A 6,148-nucleotide genomic window follows, 5' to 3' on the forward strand; every position below is an offset into this window, starting at 1 on the left:
CATCGACCTCGAAATCGTCCAACGCACCCCCGGAACCAGGGGATTCACCCCGATCCCGAAACGCTGGGCGGTCGAGCGGACCTACGGCTGGCTGATGCTGCACCGCCGCCTGGCGCGCGACTACGAAACCCACCCGCACCGCTCCGAAGCCATGATCCATCTCGCCATGACCGACCTGATGGCCCGCCGCCTCACCGGCGAGACCACCGTCTCCTGGCGCGACCCGACATCACCGGATCAAATTCACATCCCGGGATGAAACAACGGGAGAAAACGACCTCTGAGCGCCGGGCCGGTCCGGGACTTCGGGTGGGCAGACACGAAGGCTACGCACGGACAGTGAGCCGCTCCCGGTCTGGCGAAGGCTCGATTCCCTGAGAGGAGTTCGTAGCGCACTCGGCCCGCCTGCCCGAGGACCTGCTTGTTGGCGTCGACGAACGCGCGCTTGGTGATCGCACCGGTATGCGTGACGGTCGGGATACAGCATGGTCGGGACGGCGCACAGCGGGATCGGACCGCATGGCGCGCCGTCACTGCGCGGACGCTCCGATCGGGTCCGGGAAAGGGCCTCAAATCGACCTGGGCCCGACAGCCGACCGTCGGCAGCGGGTCAGGCCGGATCCGAAGGCGCCAAGCGCAACGAGATCGTCCAGCTCCTATCTGCTCGGCGAGGTCGCTGGCCACCCCCCGGCCGAGATAGAACATTCGGTCTTGACAACGGAGACCGAGGAGCCTTCAATATACAAGACAGAACGTTCTACCTCGTTTGGACTCTCCGCATGCCCCTCCCTCTTGAGACCGGTCTCCCGGAGATGGTGCCGACCAATCTGGCCGAGATGCCCTACGGTGTCGCGCTGACCGTGTCGCCGGCGGCGCCCCTTGCGACAGGACGGCGCAGGCCAGAGCTGCGCGGGAGGTGGTCGTCGCCGGTCGCGCATTCGCGGCGTGGATCGCCGACCGGCAGTACCGCGGGCGGGGACGTCCGCAACAGGAGCAATGCCCCGGTCATCCAGAGCGAGGGCGCGGAGGGGCCACTGACGGACAGCTTCCGGGGCGGCATCGCTCATCAGATGGCGAGACGCTCGCCGCTCCCATCCAGCTGTCAGGCGCAACCGCACATGCGCTGACATCCGACTCGAACCAAGCGTGGATCAGCGAGTCCGGTCAGCCAGTTGCAGACCTCGCCGACCCGTCTGACCCCATTACCAAGCCAATTGAAGGACTCATCATGCGAATCCGTATCCCGCGTCGCGTCGCAATTGCCGCCGGCGCCCTCGCTCTGCTGAGTGCCGCCGCGGTCCCGGGTGTGGCGGCAGCGAGCGGTGAAAGTTCTCCTGCGTCGCCGAAGCCGACCGTCGTCCTCGTCCATGGAGCGTGGGCGGACTCTTCCGGCTGGTCCCAGGTGGTGGAGCGACTGCGCCACGATGGCTACCCCGTGCGAGCCATCGCCAACCCTCTGCAAGGGCTCACCAGCGACTCCGCCTACGTCTCCAGCTACCTGGCCACCATCCACGGCCCTGTGATCCTGGTCGGCCACTCCTACGGCGGCGCGGTGATCACCAACGCCGCGGCATCGGACCCCGACGTCAAGGCCCTGGTCTACGTCGCCGGCTTCATCCCGGTGAAGGGCGAGACCGTGGGGGACCTGGCCGCCAGGTCCTCGTCGCCCATCCCGCTGATCGCGACGCCCGTTCCGGGCGGTACGGATGTGTCCATCGACCCTGACCACTTCCGAGAGGTCTTCGCCGGCGACGTCGATCCGACCATCGCTGCCGACATGGCGGTCGCGCAGCGGCCGGCGAACACCAAGGCCGTCACCGACCCCGGTGCCGCTGAGGCGTTCCGCACGGTGCCCTCCTGGAGCCTGATCACCACCCAGGACCACGCGATCTCGCCCGACGTGCAGCAGTTCATGTCCCAGCGGGCCGGTGCGCACATTGAGCGAGTCAGTTCCTCCCACGATGTGATGGTCAGTCACCCTGGCGCCGTCACGCACATCATCGAGGATGCGGACCGCGGCTCCAACTGAAACTCAATTTGACGGGACACCCCACAGTCCAGGCCGGACGCTCCTCCAAGCGCCGTGCGAGTGCCGTGGCGTGGACAAGACCCAGCCCGCGGTCTTGTCCACGCCGCCCACCCGCTGCCGCGTCGGCAGACCGCCGAGGCGGCAGCACGTCTGGGAATTGCTGACGAAATGCGCGACAGGGTCCCGCTGGGCTCCCGCCTTCTTGGTGGACCGGATGGTATGCGTCCGTACCGACTGACTTAGCTCCGACGGTGCGGCGCATGTCCATCGCGGCCCGGGTGTGCGGGAGCGGTGACGGCGCGGGCGGTGGTGGGGTGAGCAGCGCGGTGCACGCGAACAGCGTGCCGTCGAGAGCGCCCGGTGCGTACGAGGCGCACAAACCATTCTCAAAGAGGTGCGCTTCCAATTCTACCGACGGTAGAAATCGGTGTAAGGGCAAGCCGACCAGCATTAAGACCAGCGAGGAAGTACGCGACCTCGCCACACGCGAGCTCACGGCGGCCGAGCGGAAGGAACGGGCCGTTGAGGCTGTTCGTGAACTCGGCATCGGGTACACCGACCAGACGCAGCAGGCCGGCCAAGACGCCTGGTCGAGGATCCGGTCCCATCAGGGGGACGCCGCCGCGTGAAGCCGACGGCACTCCTGGACCATACCGCTCTGGCCGCCCTGTTCCGCGCCGACCCTTTCTTCACCGGCCTCTGCACCGAGGCCTCGCGCGGCACGGGCCGGGTGCTCTCCCCCTCGCTGTCGGTACTGGCTGCTGAGCGGCAGTTGTCGGCGCGGGCAAGCATGCGGCGTCTTTGCGGTTCGCGGAAAGCGTGTCGTTCACCACGGCACACGCGGTGGATGCAATGGATTGGGCCCGTTACCAGCAAAGACCCGCACTAGATACCCACTTACAGCCGGCCGCTCCGGCCATGACGCCATCGTGCTATGCGAACTTGATGGAACCGGCGTCGACGGCCCAGTTCGCACCGATCGCACTCGGCATGGTCGGGGATGCCAGCAGCAGTACGGCGCGGGCGATCTCGTCAGGCTCGATCATGTTGCCTGTGAGCATGCCGAGGTCTGCCGGCAGGGTCTGCAGCAGGGTGGCGTGTTCGACGCCGACCGCCTGCGCCACCTGGGACAGGTAACCGTCGTCGCCCGCGATCGCGTTGGTCCTGGTCAGAGCCGGTGACACGGTGTTGACGCGTACTCCCTCCGAGGCTATCCGCTCGGCGAGCCCCCGGGAGAACGTGGTGAGCGCCGCTTTGGCGGCCGCGTACGGCAGCGGGGTGCTGCCCGCGGCGCCGGGACGCCGGGCGGAGTCGGAGCCTATGTTGACGATCGCGCCGCGGGCCTCGATCAAGGCGGGCAGTGCCGCTCGGATGACCCGCACGGAGGAGCTGAGATTCAGTGCGAAGACGTCCTGCCAGATGTCGTCCCCGCCGTCGAGGGCGTTGCCGAGCGAACCCTCCGGCAGGCTGCCGCCACCGGCGTTGTTGACCAGGACGTCCAAGCGCGGGTCGGTCGCCAGAACTGCCTCGACCATGCGATGGCACTCATCGGCCTCGGACAGGTCGGCGGACACGAAGGCCGCCCCGGTTGCTTCGAGTTCGGGTGTGGTGCGCCGGGACACCGCGGTGACTGATGCGCCTTCGGCGACGAAGGCTCGCACGATCGCCAGGCCAATGCCCTTGCTGGCGCCGGTCACGAGCACGCGCTTGCCGACGAGTTGTAGATCCATGGTCCGTTACTCCTGTGTGTTCTGAGGCATGAGACCTAGCACCGCACGCAAGGCCGCCTGCCTGACTCAGCAAGCCCTGGCGGAGCGATCCGGGGTGGGCGTGCGGACCATCCGTAATTCGAGATCCGCCCCGCCCTCTTCATGTGACGTTGTCACATGAAGGAAACCCTAGGACTTTCACGTGACAACGTCAACCCACTCGGATGACGTCGTCATCTGTATGATGTGGGCATGGTCAGTCGTGCAGAGTCCGCCGCCGCCACCCGACGCGCCGTTCTGGACGCGGCCGCAGAACTGCTCGACGAGGGTGGTCCGGACGCGGTGACGCTGCGGGACGTGAGCGCACGGGCCGGTGTGAGTCGCGGCGCTCCCTACGGGCACTTCGCCGACAAGGACAGCCTGCTCGCCGCCGTCGCCACAGAGGACTGGGAGCGCTTCAGCGACGAGATAGCCACCCTGCGCGGCACCCCGGCCGCCAAACTCCGGGGCGCCCTCACCGCGCTTGTCTCCATCGGCCGGCACCACCCGCACCGCTACCGGCAGATGCTCGGCCCCCCGGCCGGCGAAGACCCCGCCCAGATGGTCGCCGCCTCCTGCCGCGCTCAGGAGGAATTTCTGGCCCTCGTCTCCCAGGTCGTCGACAAACAGGACGTGCACCGCTACGGTGGACTGCTCTTCACCGGCGTCAGCGGGATCATCAACGCGGAACTGAGCGGCCACTTCACCACCGGGAAATGGCGCACCTCCGCCGATGAACTGGTCGACACCCTCGTCACGCTCATCGCCCACGTTCAACCCAGCGACCACATGGCCGGTGGATCTTCGCCCGCTCGCTGAACCCCGCCCGCCACTGTCTCGACACGGCGAGTCCAACGGCGCCAGGGCTCGGGGCAGCGGGTGAGTTCGCCGATCTGGCACTCGACGGTCACCACGATCACCGGCACCCGATTCTCGGCTTCGGCCCGGTGCGCCAACCAGTTCACACGATCGTGATGCCGCCGTCCACCGGCAAGGTCTGGCCAGTGATGTAGCCGGCCGCGTCGGAGGCCAGGAAGACCACCGTGGCGGCGAGCTCCCGCGGGTCGCCCATGCGACCGGCGGGGATCCGCGACAGCTGTCCGTCCAGGTAGCCGGGCGGGTATGGGTCCGTCATCTCTAAGACGTCATCTCATTTGGGTCGGTAGGCTGTCGGTCGTGGTTTCGATCGTTGAGCGGCTGGTGCCGGATGAGTTGTGGGAGCTGTTCCAGCGGGTGGTGCCGGAGGCTCCGTCCCGGCCTCAAGGCGGCGGGCGACGCCGACACGGTGACCGGGAGGTGTTGGCTGCGATCGTCTTCGTGGCCACGTCGGGCTGCACGTGGCAGCAGCTTCCGTCCGCGTCGTTCGGGCCGTCGGGAGCAACGGCCCACCGGCGCTTTGCCGAGTGGACCAAGGCCAGGGTGTGGGCGAAGCTCCACCGCCTGGTCCTCGACGAGCTCGGCGCCCGCGGCGAGCTGGACTGGTCCCGCTGCGCGATCGACTCGGTGAACATGCGAGCCCTGAAAAGGGGGATTTGACAGGTCCGAATCCTGTCGACCGGGGCAAGTATGGATCGAAGATCCACCTGATCACCGAACGGACCGGTCTGCCCCTGTCCGTCGGGATCTCGGGGGCGAACGTGCATGACAGTCAGGCGCTGATCCCGCTGGTGAAGGGCATACCGCCGATCCGCTCCCGGCGCGGGCCCCGGCGGCGGAGACCGGGAAAGCTTCATGCCGACAAGGGATACGACTATGCCCACCTGCGGCGATGGTTACGCGGGCGCGGCATCAAGCACCGCATCGCCCGCAAGGGCATCGAGTCCTCCACGCGGCTTGGCCGCCACCGGTGGGTCATCGAACGCACGATGTCCTGGCTCGCCGGATGCCGCCGACTGCACCGCCGCTACGAACGCAAAGCCGAGCACTTCCTGGCCTTCACCAGCATCGCCTGCACCCTCATCTGCTACCGCCGACTCACCTGTTGAGGTGCCGCTGCAGCAGATCGATCGCCAAGTCATGGCCGTAGTGCTCGGCCAGGTCCATCGGGGTTTGCCCATCAGGATCCGCGAGGTATGGGTCTGCGCCGAAGGCCAGCAGCACCGCCGTGGTGTGCACGGTCAAGGGATGCCCGGTTTGCAAGGCTCCGTCCCCCTCCGCGTCGATCGCGTGCGTCAACAGCGTCATGTTTCCGAAGACCTCATCTGGATCGGCCCCCTTGGCCAGCAGCCGGGCCAAGGTCTCCACATCATCGTGCTCCACCGCATGATGAGCCGGCGTCCAGTAGTCACTCACGACATCATTCAACCGCCCAATTGCCGACTCTCACCAGTGACTTCATGTTCTTTCGATCGCCAAATGAGATGACGTCTAA

General features: G+C 67.1%; 8 protein-coding genes. 5 read left to right on the plus strand and 3 right to left on the minus strand.

The window, feature by feature from the left end; all coding sequences use genetic code 11:
* From H293_RS0148510 to H293_RS56915, 3 genes are all read left to right on the plus strand, one after another.
* Nucleotides 1–259: IS5/IS1182 family transposase (locus H293_RS0148510; protein WP_028808878.1), on the plus strand; the 259-nt coding region annotated here is incomplete at its 5' end.
* Nucleotides 260–1,228: 969 nt separating this feature from the next.
* Nucleotides 1,229–2,029, plus strand: a complete 801-nt coding sequence (locus H293_RS0148515; RefSeq protein WP_028808879.1) for an alpha/beta fold hydrolase — start codon at nt 1,229–1,231, stop codon at nt 2,027–2,029.
* A 260-nt stretch (nt 2,030–2,289) separates the two neighbouring features.
* Nucleotides 2,290–2,658 carry a hypothetical protein gene (locus tag H293_RS56915; protein WP_078612963.1) on the plus strand — a complete coding sequence of 123 codons (369 nt, stop codon included), beginning with the start codon at nt 2,290–2,292 and terminating at the stop codon, nt 2,656–2,658.
* Nucleotides 2,659–2,961: 303 nt separating this feature from the next.
* Here H293_RS56915 and H293_RS0148520 read toward each other — a convergent pair whose 3' ends face one another.
* Nucleotides 2,962–3,759, minus strand: a complete 798-nt coding sequence (locus H293_RS0148520) for an SDR family NAD(P)-dependent oxidoreductase (protein ID WP_020124964.1) — start codon at nt 3,757–3,759, stop codon at nt 2,962–2,964.
* 231 nt (nt 3,760–3,990) lie between these two features.
* On the opposite strand from H293_RS0148520, the gene H293_RS52415 reads away from it, so the two are divergent.
* Nucleotides 3,991–4,596: a TetR/AcrR family transcriptional regulator gene (locus H293_RS52415; protein ID WP_020124965.1), complete on the plus strand. Its 606-nt coding sequence runs from the start codon at nt 3,991–3,993 to the stop codon at nt 4,594–4,596.
* A 142-nt stretch (nt 4,597–4,738) separates the two neighbouring features.
* Here H293_RS52415 and H293_RS56925 read toward each other — a convergent pair whose 3' ends face one another.
* The gene (locus tag H293_RS56925; RefSeq protein WP_020124966.1) at nt 4,739–4,912 is read right to left on the minus strand and encodes an SDR family oxidoreductase; all 174 of its coding nucleotides are present in this window, start codon (nt 4,910–4,912) and stop codon (nt 4,739–4,741) included.
* A gap of 50 nt (nt 4,913–4,962) precedes the next feature.
* Between H293_RS56925 and H293_RS0148540 the strand changes: the two genes are divergently transcribed.
* Nucleotides 4,963–5,762 (plus strand): IS5 family transposase gene (locus H293_RS0148540; RefSeq protein ID WP_259294743.1). Its coding sequence is split into 2 segments (ribosomal slippage): nt 4,963–5,298 and nt 5,301–5,762, totalling 798 coding nucleotides; the frame shifts between segments, so codons are not numbered across the junction.
* Here H293_RS0148540 and H293_RS0148545 read toward each other — a convergent pair.
* A complete protein-coding gene (locus tag H293_RS0148545) occupies nt 5,752–6,069 on the minus strand; it encodes an ankyrin repeat domain-containing protein (protein WP_020124785.1) in 318 nt (105 codons plus the stop codon). The genes H293_RS0148540 and H293_RS0148545 overlap by 11 nt on opposite strands.
* Nucleotides 6,070–6,148 lie beyond the last annotated feature (79 nt).

Origin of the sequence: Streptomyces canus 299MFChir4.1, assembly GCF_000383615.1 — a bacterium.
In the GTDB taxonomy this organism is placed as follows: Bacteria; Actinomycetota; Actinomycetes; order Streptomycetales; family Streptomycetaceae; genus Streptomyces; species Streptomyces canus_C.

Bases quoted from the DNA above. Each gene is read 5' to 3' on its own strand.
- H293_RS0148515 (WP_028808879.1), top strand. From the start codon at position 1,229: ATGCGAATCCGTATCCCGCGTCGCGTCGCAATTGCCGCCGGCGCCCTC.
- H293_RS56915 (WP_078612963.1), top strand. From the start codon at position 2,290: ATGTCCATCGCGGCCCGGGTGTGCGGGAGCGGTGACGGCGCGGGCGGT.
- H293_RS0148520 (WP_020124964.1), bottom strand. From the start codon at position 3,759: ATGGATCTACAACTCGTCGGCAAGCGCGTGCTCGTGACCGGCGCCAGC.
- H293_RS52415 (WP_020124965.1), top strand. From the start codon at position 3,991: ATGGTCAGTCGTGCAGAGTCCGCCGCCGCCACCCGACGCGCCGTTCTG.
- H293_RS56925 (WP_020124966.1), bottom strand. From the start codon at position 4,912: ATGACGGACCCATACCCGCCCGGCTACCTGGACGGACAGCTGTCGCGG.